This is a genomic window from Gemmatimonadales bacterium (assembly GCA_019637315.1).
GTDB lineage: Bacteria > Gemmatimonadota > Gemmatimonadetes > Gemmatimonadales > GWC2-71-9 > SHZU01.
Window position 1 is genome coordinate 55,796 of the sequence record JAHBVU010000002.1, and the last position, 15,463, is coordinate 71,258.

At 66.3% G+C, this 15,463-nt stretch carries 18 protein-coding genes; all 18 read left to right on the forward strand.

Annotated elements, in window-relative coordinates:
- Positions 1 to 2 precede the first annotated feature (2 nt).
- Positions 3 to 1,250 carry a class I SAM-dependent RNA methyltransferase gene (locus KF785_02140; GenBank protein MBX3145544.1) on the forward strand — a complete coding sequence of 416 codons (1,248 nt, stop codon included), beginning with the start codon at positions 3 to 5 and terminating at the stop codon, positions 1,248 to 1,250.
- The gene (locus KF785_02145) at positions 1,247 to 1,762 is read left to right on the forward strand and encodes a biotin/lipoyl-binding protein (GenBank protein ID MBX3145545.1); all 516 of its coding nucleotides are present in this window, start codon (positions 1,247 to 1,249) and stop codon (positions 1,760 to 1,762) included. Before KF785_02140 ends, KF785_02145 begins: the two co-directional genes overlap by 4 nt.
- Positions 1,763 to 1,907: 145 nt before the next feature.
- Positions 1,908 to 2,351, forward strand: coding sequence for a 50S ribosomal protein L13 (gene rplM, locus KF785_02150; GenBank protein MBX3145546.1), 444 nt, complete (start codon positions 1,908 to 1,910; stop codon positions 2,349 to 2,351).
- On the forward strand, positions 2,348 to 2,752 hold the full coding sequence (gene rpsI, locus KF785_02155) for a 30S ribosomal protein S9 (protein ID MBX3145547.1): 405 nt from the start codon (positions 2,348 to 2,350) through the stop codon (positions 2,750 to 2,752). Before rplM ends, rpsI begins: the two co-directional genes overlap by 4 nt.
- Positions 2,753 to 2,913: 161 nt before the next feature.
- On the forward strand, positions 2,914 to 3,810 hold the full coding sequence (rpsB, locus tag KF785_02160; GenBank protein MBX3145548.1) for a 30S ribosomal protein S2: 897 nt from the start codon (positions 2,914 to 2,916) through the stop codon (positions 3,808 to 3,810).
- A 147-nt stretch (positions 3,811 to 3,957) separates the two neighbouring features.
- On the forward strand, positions 3,958 to 4,824 hold the full coding sequence (tsf, locus tag KF785_02165; GenBank protein ID MBX3145549.1) for a translation elongation factor Ts: 867 nt from the start codon (positions 3,958 to 3,960) through the stop codon (positions 4,822 to 4,824).
- Entirely contained in the window at positions 4,824 to 5,531 is a 708-nt protein-coding gene (pyrH, locus tag KF785_02170; GenBank protein MBX3145550.1) for a UMP kinase, read from the forward strand. Before tsf ends, pyrH begins: the two co-directional genes overlap by 1 nt.
- Positions 5,528 to 6,082 carry a ribosome recycling factor gene (gene frr, locus KF785_02175; protein MBX3145551.1) on the forward strand — a complete coding sequence of 185 codons (555 nt, stop codon included), beginning with the start codon at positions 5,528 to 5,530 and terminating at the stop codon, positions 6,080 to 6,082. The genes pyrH and frr overlap by 4 nt, the downstream gene beginning before the upstream one ends.
- 71 nt (positions 6,083 to 6,153) lie before the next feature.
- A complete protein-coding gene (uppS, locus tag KF785_02180; protein ID MBX3145552.1) occupies positions 6,154 to 6,828 on the forward strand; it encodes a di-trans,poly-cis-decaprenylcistransferase in 675 nt (224 codons plus the stop codon).
- Between the two features lie 12 nt (positions 6,829 to 6,840).
- Entirely contained in the window at positions 6,841 to 7,722 is an 882-nt protein-coding gene (locus KF785_02185) for a phosphatidate cytidylyltransferase (protein MBX3145553.1), read from the forward strand.
- An 8-nt stretch (positions 7,723 to 7,730) separates the two neighbouring features.
- The gene (gene dxr, locus KF785_02190) at positions 7,731 to 8,864 is read left to right on the forward strand and encodes a 1-deoxy-D-xylulose-5-phosphate reductoisomerase (GenBank protein ID MBX3145554.1); all 1,134 of its coding nucleotides are present in this window, start codon (positions 7,731 to 7,733) and stop codon (positions 8,862 to 8,864) included.
- Positions 8,865 to 9,128: 264 nt separating this feature from the next.
- The gene (aroF, locus tag KF785_02195; GenBank protein MBX3145555.1) at positions 9,129 to 9,968 is read left to right on the forward strand and encodes a 3-deoxy-7-phosphoheptulonate synthase; all 840 of its coding nucleotides are present in this window, start codon (positions 9,129 to 9,131) and stop codon (positions 9,966 to 9,968) included.
- Positions 9,965 to 10,516, forward strand: coding sequence for a hypothetical protein (locus KF785_02200; GenBank protein ID MBX3145556.1), 552 nt, complete (start codon positions 9,965 to 9,967; stop codon positions 10,514 to 10,516). Before aroF ends, KF785_02200 begins: the two co-directional genes overlap by 4 nt.
- Entirely contained in the window at positions 10,513 to 10,893 is a 381-nt protein-coding gene (aroH, locus tag KF785_02205; GenBank protein ID MBX3145557.1) for a chorismate mutase, read from the forward strand. The genes KF785_02200 and aroH overlap by 4 nt, the downstream gene beginning before the upstream one ends.
- A gap of 174 nt (positions 10,894 to 11,067) precedes the next feature.
- Complete coding sequence (gene rseP / locus KF785_02210) at positions 11,068 to 12,417, forward strand: RIP metalloprotease RseP (GenBank protein ID MBX3145558.1); 1,350 nt, start codon at positions 11,068 to 11,070, stop codon at positions 12,415 to 12,417.
- A gap of 159 nt (positions 12,418 to 12,576) precedes the next feature.
- Positions 12,577 to 13,809, forward strand: coding sequence for an MFS transporter (locus KF785_02215; GenBank protein ID MBX3145559.1), 1,233 nt, complete (start codon positions 12,577 to 12,579; stop codon positions 13,807 to 13,809).
- A 73-nt stretch (positions 13,810 to 13,882) separates the two neighbouring features.
- Positions 13,883 to 14,989 carry an NAD-dependent epimerase/dehydratase family protein gene (locus KF785_02220; protein ID MBX3145560.1) on the forward strand — a complete coding sequence of 369 codons (1,107 nt, stop codon included), beginning with the start codon at positions 13,883 to 13,885 and terminating at the stop codon, positions 14,987 to 14,989.
- A gap of 183 nt (positions 14,990 to 15,172) precedes the next feature.
- Positions 15,173 to 15,433, forward strand: a complete 261-nt coding sequence (gene rpsO / locus KF785_02225; protein ID MBX3145561.1) for a 30S ribosomal protein S15 — start codon at positions 15,173 to 15,175, stop codon at positions 15,431 to 15,433.
- The last annotated feature ends 30 nt before the right edge of the window (positions 15,434 to 15,463 follow it).

Below are 15,463 nucleotides of genomic sequence, written 5' to 3' on the forward strand. Positions count from 1 at the left end.
CGGTGACGACGGACATCCTGGCGATCGATCGGATTGCGGCGGGCGGGGTCGGCGTCGGCCGGCTGTCGGACGGCCGGGTGGCGTTCGTGCCCCGTACCGCGCCCGGCGACCGGGTCGAAATGCGAGTCATGCAGGTGGCGCCACGGTTCGTGCGCGGCCGCCTGGTGCGGATTGTCGAGCCCGGCCCCGATCGGACCGAGCCCGGTTGCGCCCACTACGTGGCCGACGAGTGTGGCGGTTGTCAGTTGCAGCACCTGCCGACCGAGGCCCAGCGCACGGCCCGCCGTGCCATCGTGGGCGACGCGATCCGGCGGATCGGCAAGTTGTCGGCCGATGATCCGCCGCTGGTGCCGGCAGCCTCGGAATGGGGCTACCGGGCCAAGATCTCGCTGACGCGACGGCCTGACGGGGCGGTGGGCTATCACCGGTATGATCGACCTGGCGAGGTCTTTCCGGTTCGAGAGTGCCCCATCGCGGCGCCCGGAGTCAACCGCCTGCTGGCCCGGTTACGCCAGAGCCGACCGGAGCTGCCGCGCCATCTGTCCAGGCTGGTGCTCCGGCTCGATCGCTCGGGCGCCGAGCACGTCGTCGTCGAAACCGGCGAAGGGCCGGTCTGGCAGGGCGGGCGCGCGCTGCACGCCGCCGTCAAGGCCGAGGCGCCGCTCACGATCTGGTGGCGCCAGGCAGGCGAGGCGCCGCGAGCCGTGGCGGGAAGCGACAGTGCCTATCCCCCGACCGCCTTCGAACAGGTCAATCCCGTCATGGGTGACCGGGTCCGCGCCGCCGCGATCGAGCGCTTGGGCGCCGTCGGGGGTCGCTCGGTCTGGGATCTCTACGCCGGGATCGGAGAGACGAGCAGCCTCCTCGCCGAGCGGGGCGCCGACGTCGTGAGCGTCGAGTGGGACCGGAGCGCGGTCGCGGAAGCCGCCCGGCGTCAGGCCAGGTATGGACGGCAGATCGAGCGGATTGCCGGGGCCGTCGAACGGGTCATCGGGTCGCTCGGCCGTCCAGATCGGGTGGTGGTGAATCCGCCGCGAACCGGGATGGCGACCGAGGTGGTCGACGGGCTGCGGGAGCGCGGACCGGACCGGATCGTCTATGTCTCCTGCGACCCGGCAACGCTGGGCCGTGATCTGGCCCGTCTGGTCGGGAGGGGGCCGCCGGCCTACCGGCTCGTCAGTCTGGAAGCCTTCGATCTCTTTCCTCAGACGGCGCACGTGGAAACCGTGGCCGTGATGGAGCGGGCATGAAATACGTGGTGACGATTGCGGGGCAGCAGGTCGAGGTCGAGATCGTTCCCGAAGGGGTCCGGGTCGGCGGAACGGTCCGCCGCGCCGAGCTCCGGCGGGTGTCGGGAACGCCGCTGGCAAACCTCCTGCTGGACGATTCGTCCTGGATCGTGTCACTGTCGCCGGGCAAGCCGGGGGAATGGGCGCTGCAGCGGCGGGGTGAGCGATTCGAGGTCGAAGTCGTCGATGAGCGGACCCGGCATATCCGAAGCCTGGTCGGCGAAGGCAAGGCTCAGGGCGGTCCGGCCGTGCTCAAGGCCCCGATGCCGGGGCTGGTCGTCCGGGTCCTGGTCGAGCCGGGCCAGGCGGTCGTGGCCGGCCAGGGTCTGGTCGTCCTCGAGGCCATGAAGATGGAGAACGAACTCAAGGCGGCCGGACCCGCGACCGTGGACCAGATTTTGGCCAAACCCGGGCAGGCGGTCGAAAAAGGGGCCCAGCTCATCACCTTTGCCGCGCCGCAACCTTCCAACTGAGCCGAGCCGGACCCCCCAGATCCCGACCCGGGTCGCCCCAGGCGGGGTCGCGGCTCAACTTGACCTAAGTCAAGGCCCCACAGTATTATTCATGGCTCCGCGATAATCGCGACGAGCGTCGAACACAGAGGATGCACGCACGGTCATGAAGACTTTTTCGGAGCGAACGCAAGACGTTCAGCACGGCTGGCATGTGGTTGATGCCAACGGGGTCCCGCTCGGGCGCCTCGCCAGCGCCGTTGCGCAGCTCATTCGGGGTAAGCATAAGCCGACCTTTACGCCGCACGTCGACGGTGGCGATTTCGTCATTGTCGTCAACGCGGACAAGGTCAAGCTGACCGGTAACAAGCTCGAGAACAAGCGCGCGTTCCGGCACACCGGCTACATGGGCCACGAGCGATTCACGCCGGTCAAGGACCTTCTGGCCAAGCACCCGGATCGGGTGATTCAGAAGGCGGTCTTCGGAATGCTGCCGAAGAATGCGCTCTCGAAGCAGCGCTTGCGCGGCAAGCTCAAGGTGTACGCCGGCGAGAGCCATCCGCATGCTGCGCAGAGTCCGAAAGCTTATCCGATCAAGGTGTCCGCATGACCGCGACTCCCGAATTGCTGCGTTGGCATGGTGTTGGCCGCCGCAAGACCAGCGTTGCCCGCGTCTACCTCACCCCCGGCACCGGGAAGTGGGAAATCAACGGCCGGACGCTGGGTGATTACTTCCCGCGGCCCTCGCTGGTTCAGCACATCCAGCAGCCCTTTTCCGCAACGGACACGCTGGGCGCGTTCGACGTGCGAGCCCATTGCGACGGCGGCGGGGTCACCGGCCAGGCCGGCGCGCTCCGACTGGGCATTGCCCGGGCATTGCTCGAGGTGGACGGCTTGCATCGGACCAAGCTGCGGGCCGGCGGACTGCTGACACGCGATCCGCGTGCGGTCGAGCGGAAGAAGCCGGGTCGTCCTGGCGCCCGGAAGCGGTTCCAGTTCAGCAAGCGGTAATCACATCGGATCAGCGGCCGGCTCTGGGATACCATCTCGGCCGCCGCTGATCCGAACGACACACATCGCCGGATCGGTCGCGGGGTGCCCTCAGGGGTTCGTGGCTGAGATGATGGCGGTGGCGGATCAAACCCGAATACTTGGAAGGATTTGTCTTTCGAATGGCGCTGCCCGAATTGCAGGAACTGCTCGACGCCGGTGTTCATTTTGGTCACCAGACCCGCCGGTGGAACCCGAAGATGCGGCGATTCATCTTCGCCGAGCGCTCCGGGATCTACCTGATCGACCTCCAGAAGACCCGTTCCCAGATTGCCAAAGCCCAGGAGCTGGTCAAGTCGGTCGTCACACGGGGCGACAACGTGCTTTTCGTCTGCACCAAGAAACAGCTCAAAGGGCTGGTTCAGGCCGATGCGGCCGAGTGCAGCGCCCTCTGGGTGACCGAGCGGTGGCTCGGCGGCACGCTGACCAACTTCCAGACGATCAAACGTCAGATTCGGCGTCTGCGCGAGCTGGAGCAGGGAGCCACGGACGGCGATTTCGATAATTACACCAAGAAGGAAAAGCTGCTGTTCGAGCGGGAACGGGTCAAACTGTCCCGGTACCTCGAAGGCGTGAAGCAGATGAGCCGGCTCCCGGGCGCGATCTTCGTGGTCGACGCGAAGAAGGAGCGGATCGCGATTCAGGAAGCCAACAAGCTGGGTATCCCGGTGGTGGCGATTGTCGACACCAACGCCGATCCCGACGTGGTCACGGTTCCGATTCCGGGCAACGACGATGCGATTCGGTCGGTGTCGCTGATCACGCGGGCGCTGGCCGAGACGGTCAAAGAAGGCCGGATGGCGGCCCCGACCCGTGATGCGTCTGAAGGCGGCGAAGCCGAGACCTACAGCACCGATGCCGGCAGCGAGGGCGAAGGCGACGGCGATCGTCGTCGGCGTCGGGCGGGCGCTCCGGCCGGTGGCGGTGGTGGCGGCGGCGCCCGCAAGCGGCGGCCGAAGCCCGAGGCCATTGCGGCGCGGCTCAAGACCGAAGGCGATGCACCGGCGGGAGAGGCCTGACCGGCTCGCCGACCAAGCGCCTCTGATCCGTTTGCCGCCGCGCAATGGCCCCCGAGGGTCGTTCGCGGCGGCGTCGTATCGGACCGCGTCAGGTGCGCCATTTTCAAGCGTGAGTCATTCTTTTCTACGTAAACCTGGTTGATAGACATGAGTTACAAGCCAACACCGAAAGAAATCAGCGAGCTCAGAGCCCGAACCGGCGCCGGTATCGGCGACTGCAAGGCGGCGCTCGAAGAGACCGGCGGCGACATGGAGAAGGCGGCCGAGTCGCTCCGCAAGCGGGGCGTTGCCAAGGCCGAGAAACGGGCTGGACGCAGTGCCGGCCAGGGCCTGGTGGTGATTCGCCTGGCTGAGGATGGTCGGTCGGGGGGAATCATCGAGCTCAACTGCGAAACGGACTTCGTGGCCAAGACCGATGACTTCCAGTCGCTGGCAAACGACCTTGCTGTGCACGTCGCGGCCAACGCGCCCGAGGGCATCAAGGCCGGCGCGATCGACGAACAGCAGTTCCGCGGCAAGGCGCTGGGCGAGGCCATCAAGGAAGTGTCAGGCAAGACGGGTGAGGCCATGACCCTCAATCGCTACGCCCGGTTCGTGCAGCCCGACGGTGTGGTGGCTGCGTATCTCCATCACAACGGGCAGGTGGGCGTCCTGGTGGACGTCGTGGGTCCGGCGGGTGAGGCCCTGCTGACCCTGGCAAAGGATGTGGCGCTCCACATTGCGTCGGCCGATCCGATCGGCGTGACGGAAGCGGACATCCCTGCCGACCTGGTCGACCGGGAGCGCCGGATTGCCGAGGAGCAGGTCGCGGCCGAGGGCAAGCCGGAAAACATCCGAGCCAAGATCGTCGATGGCAAGGTGCGCAAGTTCGTGGCCGAGCGAACCCTGGTGGGCCAGCCCTTCGTCAAGGACGAGACTCAGACCGTCGGCGATCTGATCGCTGCGGCGTCCAAGGCTGCCGGAGCGCCCGTGACGGTGCGTCGCTTTGCCCGCTTCAAGGTGGGTGAGGCCTGATGGGCTTGGCGTATCGCCGAGCCCTGCTCAAGCTCTCCGGCGAAGCCCTCGCCGGAGAGCGGTCCGGTCTCGACTATGGTATCGTCGAGGGACTCGCCGGGCAGCTCAAGGGTGTTCACGCCCAGGGAATCCACCTCGGCCTGGTGGTCGGGGGCGGCAACATTGTGCGAGGCACCCACGCCAGTAAAGAAGGGCTCGACCGCGTCAATGCCGATTACATGGGCATGCTGGCCACGGTCATCAATGCCCTGGCTCTGCAGGACATCCTCGAAAAGATGGAAGTGCAGACCCGGGTCATGACGGCGATTCGGATGGAGTCGCTGGCGGAGCCGTATATTCGTCGTCGGGCGGTTCGCCACCTCGAGAAGGGGCGGATGGTCATCTTTGCCGGCGGGACCGGGAATCCCTTCTTTTCCACCGATACGGCCGCGGTGCTGCGCGCCCTGGAAATCGGTGCCGAGGTTATCCTCAAGGCCACCAGCGTCGATGGGATCTACACTGGCGACCCCAAGAAGGATCCCAACGCGACCTTCATTCCGGAGTTATCCTACCAGGAGGCGATCGTGAAAGGGTATGCCGTGATGGATGCCAATGCGTTTGCGCTCTGTAAGGACAATAAATTGCCGATCGTGGTGTTCAACATGAACAAACCCGGGGCTATCGCCAGAGTGCTGTCCGGGGAACGCGTGGGGACGATCGTACGATGAGCCAGATTCCGGAGATCCAGAAGCACGCTCGGGACGGCATGCACAAAGCCGTCGAGAATACCAAGCGCGAGTTCAGCTCGATTCGCACGGGCAAGGCAAGCACCCATCTGCTCGACGTGCTGCGAGTCGACGCCTACGGCAGTCACGTGCCGATCAATCAGGTCGGGATGGTGTCGGCGCCCGAGCCGCGTTTGCTGACGGTTCAGGCGTTCGACAAATCGCTGATCATCCCGATCGAGAAGGCCATTCGGGAGTCCGACCTGGGGCTCAATCCTTCGACCCAGGGCAACCTGATCCGGATTCCGATTCCGCCGCTCTCACAGGAACGGCGCAAGGATCTGATCAAGGTGATCCACAAGCTGGCCGAGGAAGGGCGGATTGCCATTCGCCATGCCAGAACCGATGCGCTGCAGAAGGTCAAGAAGGTCGAGCACGTCTCCGAAGACGACAAGACTCGCGCCGAGAAGGAAATCCAGAAGCTGACCGACGAGCATGTCAAGCAGGTCGATCAGCTGGTGCAGGGCAAAGAAGTGGAGATCATGGAGGTTTGACCTCCGATCCGGGGCAGGTGCTGGCGCGCGTGCAGCGCGATGGCCGGGTGCCCGGTCATGTCGCGGTCATCATGGACGGGAACGGTCGGTGGGCTGCGCAGCGCAAGTTGCCGCGGACCGCCGGCCATCAGGCGGGCATGGCCACGGTCCGACGGATCGTCGAAGCCAGCATCGCAGCCGGGGTCCGCACCCTGACGGTCTTTGCCTTCAGCCAGGAGAACTGGCAGCGTCCTCCTGAGGAGATCGACGCGCTGATGGCGCTGCTGCAGGAGTATGTCGCGACCCAGTCGACCGAACTGTCGGCTCAGGGCGTCCGGGTCCGGATGCTGGGCGATCTGACCCGCCTCTCGCCGGCCGCGCGTCGGGCGGTCGACTTCGTGGAGGGGGCCACGGTAGCCGGGACGGTCCTGGCGCTCAATATCTGCATTTCATACAGCGCGCGGGCGGAGCTTGTCTCGGTTGCTCAGCAACTGGCGAAGGACGCCGTGGCGGGGCGGCTCGATCCGGATGCGATCGGCGAGGCCGACATTGCGGAGCGCCTCTATACCGCGCCGTGGGGCGACCCGGATCTGCTGATTCGAACGTCGGGTGAGTTCCGGATCTCGAATTTTCTGCTCTGGCAACTTGCCTACGCGGAGTTGTATGTGACCCCGGTGCTCTGGCCCGACTTCGCCCCGTCCGATTTCTACGAGGCGTTGTTGGACTATCAGCGCCGCGAACGGCGTTTCGGGCGGGTGGGAGCCTGAGGACGGTTGGCCATGTCGAATAATCTGCAGCGCATTCTCTTTGCAGTCGTTGCCATTCCTATCGCCATCGGGGTCGTCTACTGGGGCGGCTGGCCGCTCGCGGTGCTCGTGGCCGTCATCGCAGCGCTTGGTGCGAAGGAGATGGTGTCCCTGGCGCGGCATCAGGGCCTGGCGCCGCTCGACAAGCACGCCATGGTCTTCTCGGTTGCCATTCCGATCGGGGTCTGGCTGACCTATGGCGGTCAGCCGATTGCCTGGGGCGGGTTCGCGGTAAGCTCGCTGATGCCGTCCGTTTGGTTCACCCTGGCCGGGACGGTCATCTGGATCCTGACGGCGACTCTGATCCGGCGCGCTCCGGACGAGCGTCCACTCGGCGTGGCGAGCGTGACGCTGCTGGTGCCCCTGTACTGCGCCGTGCTGCCGAGTTTCCTGCTGGGGATCCGCTATGCCACTGGCCTCGGTCGGAGCTGGGAAGCCACCGCGGCGGTGTTCTTCCCGCTGGCGGTGACCTGGATCTGTGACACGGCCGCGATGTACGCGGGCAAGGCCATCGGCGGGGCCAAGCTCGCGCCGGTGGTCAGTCCGGGCAAGACCCGGGCGGGGTCGGTCGCCGGACTGATCGCGGGTCTGGTCACGGCCGTGCTGTTCAACCGGCTGGTGATGACGCCGTTGGGCTACACCATCAGTGACCTCGAAGCGGTTGCGTTCGGGGTGATCCTGTCGGTCGCCGCGCAGATCGGCGACTTGACAGAGTCGCTCTTCAAGCGCGAGGCCGGCGTCAAGGACTCCAGCGGCCTGATTCCCGGCCATGGCGGGGTGCTCGATCGATTCGATGCGCTCTACTTCGTAGTGCCGATTGCCGCGATGCTCTACAGCTTCTTTGGCGTGATCTGATACCAGCCATGCGTGGGGTTGCCGTCCTGGGATCGACCGGGTCGATCGGTTGTTCCACGCTCGATGTGCTGCGTCGGCACCGCGACCGGTTCCGCCTGGTGGCGCTTGCCGCCGGCACCAATGCCGCGGCGCTCGATGCGCAGGTGGCGGAGTGGCAGCCGGCGTTTGCCGGCTTGGCCAACGGCGCCGCGGGCGGCAACCGGCCCAACGGGACGGCCTGTCTGGTAGAGGCGGCAACGCATCCCGATGTCGATATCGTCGTCAATGCGGTGGTCGGTTTTGCCGGGCTCGAAGCTACGCTCGCTGCGCTCGAGGCTGGCAAGCGGGTCGCGCTGGCCAACAAGGAGTCGCTGGTCGCGGCGGCGGCGCTGGTCGATCGAGCCCGTCGTCGGGGGGGCGGGGAACTCATCCCGGTCGATTCGGAGCACAGTGCCGTCCTCCAATGCATCACCACCGACGGGCCGCGGCCGAGTCGCCTCATCCTGACGGCATCGGGCGGACCGTTCCGTGACTGGCCCGCTGAACGGGTGGCGGCAGCCACGGTTGCCGAGGCGTTGCAGCATCCCACCTGGCGGATGGGCAGTAAGATCACCGTCGACAGCGCCACGTTGGCCAACAAGGCCCTCGAGGTCATCGAAGCGCACGTGCTCTTCGGCCTGCCCTATGATGCGATCGAGGTGGTGGTCCACCCGCAGAGCGTGGTACATGCGTTCGTCGAATTTGTCGATGGCAGTGTGCTGAGCCAGCTGGGCTACCCGTCGATGGAACTCCCCATCCTGTACGCGCTGACCTATCCGGAGCGTTTGCCCGATATGGGGATACGCCGCTTCGATCCGGTTACCGCGGGTCCGCTGACCTTCGAGCCGGTCCGCCATGAGGTCTTCCGCGCGTTCGCGCTCGGTGTTGCTGCCGGCCGAACGGGGGGAACGGCGCCCGCGGTGTTCAACGCGGCCAATGAGGTGGCGGTGGCCGCTTTTCTGGCAGAAGAAATCGGGTTCGGTCGGATTGCCGAAGTGGTCGAGCGCGTGCTGGCCGCTCATCGTCCCGAGCCGGCGGACGATCTGGCAGCCATTCGGACTGCCGATGGCTGGGCTCGTACCGAAGCGCGGGCTGCTGTCGAGGGCGTGCCGTCACGGCCCTAGAGACCTGGGCAGGGCGCGTAGTGTCGGGACGCTACCTCTCGGGGCGTGGTGGGCTTGCGCAAACCCTAACGACTTCCCAAATTCAATCCATGCGCTCGACCCGATTCTATTCGTTTGCGACCTACTTTACCTACGCGGCGTATTTTGCCAGCGGGGGAGTGGCTCGCATGCGTAGATCAGGCTGACAGTAGCGCCCGACGCAAGCGAGCCACGGCCCCCGCACATCGCGGGGGCCTTTTTGTTTGCCCCAGACCCGAGGATTCTATGACCGCCTTTTCTGCCCAGCCAGCTACCACGCCCGTCTTCGTGGGGGATCGGTGCTGTTTTGGCGGCGTCGATCTTGTCGTGGTCGGCGGTCCCTGCTCCGTCGAGGGCGCCGCCATGGTCCTCGATACCGCCCTGGCAGTGGCAGCATCGGGTGCCCGGATGCTTCGTGGCGGCGCCTTCAAGCCACGCACCTCGCCGCACACCTTCCAGGGGCTGGGCGATCCTGCTCTCGACCTGCTGGCGCAGGCCGGTGTGCGTGCGGGCCTTCCGGTGGTGACGGAGGTGACCGACCCACGGCACGTCGAACGGGTTGCCCAGGTGGCGGATATGCTGCAGGTCGGCGCCCGCAACATGCAGAACTACGCCCTGTTGGCGGAGGTCGGTCGGAGCGGACGGCCCGTTCTGCTCAAACGCGGCCTCGCGGCGACCCTCAAGGAGTTTCTGCTCGCTGCGGAACACATCCGAGTGGCCGGCAATGAGGCGGTCGTGCTTTGCGAACGTGGCATTCGGACCTTCGAAACGACCTCCCGCTTTACCCTCGACGTCACCGCGGTCCCTGTGCTCAAGGCCGAGAGCCATCTTCCGGTCATCGTCGATCCGAGTCACGCGGGCGGGCGGGCCTCGCTGGTGGCCCCGCTGGCCCGCGCCGCGATCGCAGCGGGCGCGGACGGGTTGATCGTCGAGGTACATCCCGAACCCGCCTCGGCGCAGTCCGATGCGGAGCAAGCCCTTACGTTTGCCGCATTTGCCGAGCTGATGGCGCAGGTCGAACGCGTGGCGGCGGCGGTCGGACGCACCGCGGCCGCCGCGCCGCTGCCGATCGAGGCGGTCGCATGATGCGCATTGCCATTCAGGGCGAGCTCGGCGCCTTTTCTGAGCTTGCCGCCGAGTCGTTGAGCGGGGGGAGATGTCAGGTCGTGCCGACCCGGTCGTTCCGGGCCGTGGTCGAGGCGGTCGAGGCCGGACGGGTCAATGCGGGCGTGCTGCCGGTTGAGAACCGAACGGTAGGACCCGTGGTCGACAGCCTCGCTGCGCTGGCGAGCGGAACGGCCGTCGAGATCGACGGGGAGTGCCTGGTTCCGGTGCGGCTGCACCTGATAGGGCTCAGTACGGCGAGTCTGCACACCCTGACGCAGGTTGCCTCGCACCCGGTGGCGTTGGCGCAGTGTCGCCGCTTCCTGGCGCGGTACCCCGGCTGGATCGTGGACGACTACTATGACAGCGCGGGTGCAGCTCGGGACGTGGCGGGTCGAGGAGAGCCCTCGTTTGCAGCCATCGCAGGCATCGCGGCCGCAACCCGCTACGGGCTGGCCCTCCTTGCGACAGATGTCCATGACCTTCCCGGCAACGCAACGCGGTTCGTGCTGATTCGGAGGCGTGCATGAGCCGCCGCCGGATGTGGGCCCTTCGAGGCGCTACCACCGTCGATGCAGACCGCGCGGATCTGGTGCGGGCCGCGACGCGCGAGCTGCTCGCGGAGCTGGTGGCGCGAAACGGTCTCGACCAGGACGAGATCGTGAGTGCCATCTTCAGCGTGACCACAGACTTGGTCAGCGAGTATCCTGCGTCAGGGGCGCGGGAGCTGGGCTGGGTCGAGGTCCCGCTGCTCTGCACGACCGAAATTCCGGTTCCGGGCGGGCTGCGCCGGGTGATTCGGGTGCTGCTGCATGTCGAGCCTGCCGCGCCCCGGCCCCAATGGCACCCGGTCTATCTCCGGGGCGCCACGACGCTGCGTCCTGATCTCGTGGCGATGCCCTCCTGAGGCGGGTCACCGCATCGGTAGCCGGCCATTTCGGAATGGCTGGCGGTCGGGTTACCCTTCCTGCCGCACTTGTTCCGCCACGGAACAGTCCAGCCCGGCGCTCGGCCGGGTTGGTTGGATCTCCGGCCTCCCGCGGGTACCCGCTCGGGATCGTCGGCTGAACCTGGGGTTGGTGTGGGCTTAACGATCATCTCGACGCTGGTTGTCATCGGCGTGCTCGTGTTCATCCACGAGCTGGGGCATTTCCTGGCCGCCAAGTGGGCCGGCATCCACGTCCACCGTTTCTCCCTCGGACTTGGCGCGCCGATTCGCTGGCTCTCCTTCAAGCGAAACGAGACGGAATACTCCGTGTCCTGGCTGCCGCTTGGCGGGTATGTCAAGATGGCGACGGACATGGAAGAAACCGATGCGGTCCTCGAGGGCGGGGCAGCGCAGGCCGAGGTGCCTGCCGAGCGCCGCTTCGAAGCCAAGCCGGTCTGGGTTCGGATGGTGGTGATTCTGGCGGGCGTTGCGATGAACGCGCTCTTTGCCTGGATCGTTCTGTCGGGGCTGATCTATGTGCGCGGACGCCCGACCTTGCCCGTCACCACCATTGCAGGGGTCGATTCTACCCGGCTGCCGACTGGGGCCAGAGATTTGGAGCTGCTCGGGCGCGGTGACCGCGTCGTCGCAATCAATGGGGTTGCGGTGTCGACGTGGGAAGCGATGCAGAGGGAGTGGCTCGGAACCGGCGATACGGTCAGGATCGATCTTGCGGAGCGGAGCCCGGTGATTATCTCGGGCTCGCTCGACGACCGGCGGACGGCGCTCAGCACGATGCGGCCCCTGTTGCCCCCGGTGGTGTCGGATGTGGTGCCTCAGCGCCCCGGTGCGAAAGCCGGCTTGGCCCGGGGCGACACGATCGTCAGGTTCGACGGGGTCGCCGTCGGCGAATGGCGCGAGATGGTGAGCCAGATCGAGAGCAAGGCTGATCAGTCAGTCGAGCTGCTGGTCGGTCGCTCGACCGGTCGCACCGTCATCCAGGTCACCCCGGCAGCCGAGGAGGTGCGCGATTCGAGCGGCAGCAGGACGGTCGGCCGGATCGGGATCTTCGGGCCGCTCAGTCCGGAACTCCGGGAGCAGGTCGGCCTTGGCACTGCGATTGTCGAAGGCGGCGAATGGACCTGGTTCATCGCGACCCAGATCGTCAACACGGTGCGCGGGATGTTCTCGGGTCGGGTCTCCACTCGTGAGGTCGGCGGGCCGATTGCCATCGGCATGGCCGCGGGTGAAAGCGCCCGGCGTGGTGCAGAGGACTTTCTGCTGTTCATGGCGGCCATCTCGGTCAACCTGGCGGTCCTCAACCTGCTGCCGATCCCGTTGCTCGACGGTGGCCAGTTCCTCTTCCTTCTGGCGGAAGCGGTGACTCGGCGCCCGATCACGGGGCGGGTGCGCGAGGGGCTCACCATGGCTGGCTTCATTGCCCTGGTGATGCTGATGGTACTGGCTTTTTCGAACGACATCCGCCGATTGCTCGGCATTTGATGCGTCACGCCGGTCATTTTTTCAGGAGGATCATATGAGCAAACTGCTGCGTGGACTCGCGGCCGGTTGGGGCGCCAAGAAGCTCGGCGGCGGGTGTCTCAGCACCGTGCTCATTTTTCTGCTGCTGTGGTGGCTGCTCGGGAATTTCGAGATCTTCAAATGAGCGTTTCGGTGCCGGTCACGGCGGGGTCCGGCGAACTGCCGGCGCCCGCCGCTGACGGTGCCGGCGGGTATGATCGGCGTGCCATTACGTACCTTGCGGCTGCGCATGGCGTCGACGATTTCTACCAGGCTGCCGTGCCCGCCCTGGTCCCCTTCTTTGTGGTCGCGCATTCGTTGAGTTATCAGGCGGCGGCGGTTGCGGTACTGGTCTCGAACCTGCTGTCCTCCCTGCTGCAGCCGCTGTTCGGCTACTGGGCCGATCGCCGACGGGCGCCGTGGCTCGTCTGGGGCGGGATGGGCCTGGCGGGGATCGGGGTATCGCTGGCGGTGCTGGTCGACTCGTTTCCCCTCGTGCTGGCGTTCTGCGGAGTTACCGGCGTCGGGATTGCGGCATTCCATCCGGAGGCGTCGCGGGCCACCGCGCAGGCATCGGGGCGCCGGCGCGGGGCGGGGATGAGCCTGTTTGCCTTGGGCGGCAACGCCGGCTTTGCCCTGGCGCCGCTTGCCGTCGTCCCCCTGGCCTCGAGCTACGGGATTCGCGCGGTGGGGGTCCTGATCATTCCGGCCCTCGTCATGATGGCGTATCTGGCCCGGAATGCGGTCCAGTGGCAGGTCGTTCCTGTCGGTCGGACCCATACCGGCCCAGGTGGCGGGGCACGGGTTCCGGATGCGTGGGGCGCGTTTGCTCGGCTGACCGGCGCGGTCGGGATGCGTTCGATCGTGTTCTTCGGGCTCAACACCTTTCTGCCCATCTACTGGGCCACCCGCTTCAACCTCACGCTTGCTGCGGGCGGGGTGGCCCTGACCGTCCTCCTCGTCGTCGGTGTTGCAGGCACGTTGCTCGGGGGCCGCGCGGCCGATCGGTTCGGTGCGCGCGCTGTGGTGGTGGCGTGCTCCTGCGCGCTCGGGCCGCTGCTCTGGCTCTTCCTGCAGGCCGACGATCGTCTCGTCGCGCTTGGTCTGCTCGTTCCCCTCGCTCTGGCGCTTTCGGCGCCCTTCAGCGTGATGGTGGTGCTCGGTCAGCAATACTTGCCACGCCACGTCGGCACGGCGTCCGGCGTCACGCTCGGACTGGCCGTGACGGTCGGCGGACTTGCCGCACCGTTCCTCGGTCGGATGGCCGATCAGCATGGCGTGGCCGCCGCGCTTGGCCTGCTCGTCTGGACCGCGCTGCTGGCGGCGTTGATCTCGCTCACGCTGTCGCCGGTGCCAGGGTCTCGCTCGGCCTGAGAGGCGCGAAGGAGCGTTGACGCCCTCGGATCGACGGCGCAAGTTTCCCTCCTCATCCCCACTTCGGATTCTTATGACCTCGTCACGTCGTCAGTTCGTTCGCCGGGCCTCGGCCGCGACCGGGGCTCTCGCCCTGGCGCCGTTTCACATCTGGGTGCCGCGTTTCCGCTCGGAAAAGCTCAACATCCTGATTCTCGGCGGCACCAACTTCATTGGACCCTACCAGGTACAGTACGCCCTCGATCGCGGGCATTCGATTACGCTGTTCAACCGGGGCAAAACCAATCCGGGCCTGTTTCCCAATGTCGAAAAGCTGACCGGTGACCGGAACAGTGACCTCAAGTCGCTGGAAGGGCGTAAGTGGGATGTTGTGATCGACATTTCCGCGACCAACCCGGACTGGGTGGCGCTCTCCGGGCGCGTGCTGGAGAACTCGGTCAAACGATACGTCTTCATTTCGACCCGATCCGTCTACTACGACACGAGCCGAGTCCCGATGACGGTGGATGCGCCACTCTTCTCTCGGGAGAACACGCCGGTGCCCGCCGGGCAGCCCCTGCCGTACGGACTTGCCAAGGCGATCTCCGAGCAGACGTTGCGAGATCGGTTCGGCAGCCGGCTGCTGGTGGTGCGGCCCTCGCTCGTGGTCGGGCCCGGGGACACCACCGATCGGTTCACCTACTGGCCCCTGCGAATCGAACGGGGCGGGGAGGTGCTCTCGCCAGGCGATGGAACCGATCCGGTGCAGTTCATCGATGCCCGGGACCTGGGGGAGTGGGTCATTCGGCTGGTCGAGATGGGCACCACAGGGACGTACAACGCTCTGGGGCCACAGACGCCGAGGTCCTTCGCTGAGCTGCTCCATGGGATCAAGGCCGTCACGACGTCCAACGCAACATTTACCTGGGTCGATACCGACTTTCTGCTGGCCAACAAGGTTCGGCCCTACCAGGAGATGCCGGTCTGGCAGCCGGCGCGGGACGGGAAAGAGGGGTTTGCCCGCTTCGATATCTCCCGTGAGGTGGCGCTGGGGTTGACCTTCCGGTCGCTGGCGGTGACGACCAGGGATACGCTCGATTACTACCACGCGCAGACGCCCGAACGGCAGGCGCAGCTTCGGGCGGGTATCTCGGCCGAGCGAGAGCGGGAAGTCCTGGCCGCCTGGCGCGCCCGCCGCTAGGGGGGCTTGGGGGCGGGGTCCAGGGGGATTCGGCCGGCGCCTCTGGCTCGGATTTCCCCCCCCCGACCTCGCCCGTCGGCCGAGGCTGGGGGCGTCTTGCTTGCCGGGTTCCAGGCATCTATATTGAAAGGCTACAACCACTTACGAACTTTTTGAGCATCGAAGCAACGAGGACACGGAAAAATGGGGTACGACAAAGCGGGCGTCATGGTGAAGTATCGCCAGCACGGCGAGGACACGGGATCGGCCCGGGTTCAGGTCGCCATGCTCACCGAGCGTATCAACTCCCTCACGGATCACTTCCGCACTCACCCGAAAGACCATCATGGTCGGCGTGGGTTGCTGAAGATGGTCGGTCAGCGGCGGCGGCTCCTTTCCTATCTCCGCAGCACCGATCTTCAGACGTACCGAGCGCTGATTCAGGACCTCGGTCTCCGTCACTAAAACATCGGCTCCAGACGCGGGCGTCCCAGG

Excerpts from the sequence above, each read along its gene's own strand:
- KF785_02145 (MBX3145545.1), top strand. The coding sequence starts at position 1,247 with ATGAAATACGTGGTGACGATTGCGGGGCAGCAGGTCGAGGTCGAGATC.
- rplM (MBX3145546.1), top strand. The coding sequence starts at position 1,908 with ATGAAGACTTTTTCGGAGCGAACGCAAGACGTTCAGCACGGCTGGCAT.
- rpsI (MBX3145547.1), top strand. The coding sequence starts at position 2,348 with ATGACCGCGACTCCCGAATTGCTGCGTTGGCATGGTGTTGGCCGCCGC.
- rpsB (MBX3145548.1), top strand. The coding sequence starts at position 2,914 with ATGGCGCTGCCCGAATTGCAGGAACTGCTCGACGCCGGTGTTCATTTT.
- tsf (MBX3145549.1), top strand. The coding sequence starts at position 3,958 with ATGAGTTACAAGCCAACACCGAAAGAAATCAGCGAGCTCAGAGCCCGA.
- pyrH (MBX3145550.1), top strand. The coding sequence starts at position 4,824 with ATGGGCTTGGCGTATCGCCGAGCCCTGCTCAAGCTCTCCGGCGAAGCC.
- frr (MBX3145551.1), top strand. The coding sequence starts at position 5,528 with ATGAGCCAGATTCCGGAGATCCAGAAGCACGCTCGGGACGGCATGCAC.
- uppS (MBX3145552.1), top strand. The coding sequence starts at position 6,154 with ATGGACGGGAACGGTCGGTGGGCTGCGCAGCGCAAGTTGCCGCGGACC.
- KF785_02185 (MBX3145553.1), top strand. The coding sequence starts at position 6,841 with ATGTCGAATAATCTGCAGCGCATTCTCTTTGCAGTCGTTGCCATTCCT.
- dxr (MBX3145554.1), top strand. The coding sequence starts at position 7,731 with ATGCGTGGGGTTGCCGTCCTGGGATCGACCGGGTCGATCGGTTGTTCC.
- aroF (MBX3145555.1), top strand. The coding sequence starts at position 9,129 with ATGACCGCCTTTTCTGCCCAGCCAGCTACCACGCCCGTCTTCGTGGGG.
- KF785_02200 (MBX3145556.1), top strand. The coding sequence starts at position 9,965 with ATGATGCGCATTGCCATTCAGGGCGAGCTCGGCGCCTTTTCTGAGCTT.
- aroH (MBX3145557.1), top strand. The coding sequence starts at position 10,513 with ATGAGCCGCCGCCGGATGTGGGCCCTTCGAGGCGCTACCACCGTCGAT.
- KF785_02215 (MBX3145559.1), top strand. The coding sequence starts at position 12,577 with ATGAGCGTTTCGGTGCCGGTCACGGCGGGGTCCGGCGAACTGCCGGCG.
- KF785_02220 (MBX3145560.1), top strand. The coding sequence starts at position 13,883 with ATGACCTCGTCACGTCGTCAGTTCGTTCGCCGGGCCTCGGCCGCGACC.
- rpsO (MBX3145561.1), top strand. The coding sequence starts at position 15,173 with ATGGGGTACGACAAAGCGGGCGTCATGGTGAAGTATCGCCAGCACGGC.